The 753-nt window shown below is 47.0% G+C and carries 1 pseudogene; it reads right to left on the bottom strand.

The window, feature by feature from the left end:
• A pseudogene (locus tag R7R24_RS26515) lies at positions 1-753 on the bottom strand (acid phosphatase); the annotation flags it as partial.

Raw genomic sequence — 753 nt, 5'->3', positions numbered from 1 at the left:
CAACATGGCATAGCCAATTTCACCATCTTTCTGTGCAAAGCTACCCATTTTCCATTCTTGACCGTTGAAGTGCGCTTGCGTGAAGCCCAAAGTCGGTACTACTGGTGGTGGCGTAACGCCTTCTTTTACTTCTGGCATGCTGAGTGCAATCTGCACCGCGGTATGACCATCTGTTGCGCTAATGGTAAGTGCTGCACCAGATTCACCAGCTTTTGTCGGTGTGCCTTTAATGGTGACAATCGCATTGCCATCTTCAATTGCTGATAGGCCTTCAATGCCTACGTAGTCCGCTGAGTAGTCGGTGATCTGACCGTCTTTATCTTGGAACAAACCAGAAACATCGAGCGTTTGTTCAAACAGTTCGCCCTGTTGTAGGTACCAGCCATCAACAATGGATTGCAGGCGAGCTTGCTCTGCTTCAACAACCATTGGTGGTAAGTTTGCAGATTCGATTTCGATTTCGAATACTGTGCTCACAGTTGATAGCACATCCCCGTTAGAGTTTTTGTCCTGCGCCGTTAGAACAATCTCAAAATCACCGGATTTTTCTACGATCGTGGTCGGGTGTAGAACAATTAGGTTGCCAACTTGCTCAACTTCAATGCCTGTGCCCGCTAAATTATGCGTCAGACTTGTGCTCACAAGGCTTTGGTCTTTGTCTTTGAAAAGACCTTCGGTGTGTAGCTCAACGCCATCAAATGCGGCACCTTTTACGATGTTTGGTGGCTTATCCAATTTATCTTCAGCTGCGTC

The sequence above is a fragment of the Vibrio sp. 704 genome (assembly GCF_033339295.1).
The sequence above is the reverse complement of the archived record's forward strand: the minus strand, read 5'-3'. Positions and strand labels throughout refer to the sequence as shown.